At 66.3% G+C, this 404-nt stretch carries 1 protein-coding gene; it reads right to left on the bottom strand.

The window, feature by feature from the left end; all coding sequences use genetic code 11:
* On the bottom strand, positions 1 to 404 hold a 404-nt coding region (locus HW130_RS35295), incomplete at both ends, for a phosphoribosylformylglycinamidine synthase subunit PurQ (protein ID WP_177153837.1).

The raw sequence follows: 404 nt of genomic DNA, 5'->3' as shown, positions 1-404 counted from the left end.
AGGATCGAGGTGAAGAATCCGAGCCCGTCGGTACGGCCCGTACCGACCAGCGGCTCCACTGCGTGCTCGGGGTGCGGCATCAGGCCGACCACGTTGCCCGCGGCGTTCGTGATACCGGCGATGTCGCGCAGCGAACCGTTCGGGTTGCCGTCGAGGTAGCGGAAGGCGACACGGCCCTCCGCCTCCAGCTCGTCGAGCGTGCGCTCGTCGGCGACGTAACGGCCGTCGATGTTCTTCAGCGGTACGGAGATCTCCTGTCCCGCCTCGTAGTCGGCCGTCCACGCGCTGTCCGCGTTCTCCACCCGCAGCTTCTGATCGCGGCAGATGAAGTGCAGATGGTTGTTGCGCAGCATCGCGCCCGGCAGCAGATGCGACTCCGTGAGGATCTGGAACCCGTTGCAGAT

The organism is Streptomyces sp. PKU-EA00015 (assembly GCF_013387495.1).
Classification (GTDB): Bacteria; Actinomycetota; Actinomycetes; order Streptomycetales; family Streptomycetaceae; genus Streptomyces.
Note: the sequence above shows the minus strand (reverse complement) of the source record. Positions and strands in the feature narration are given on the sequence as shown.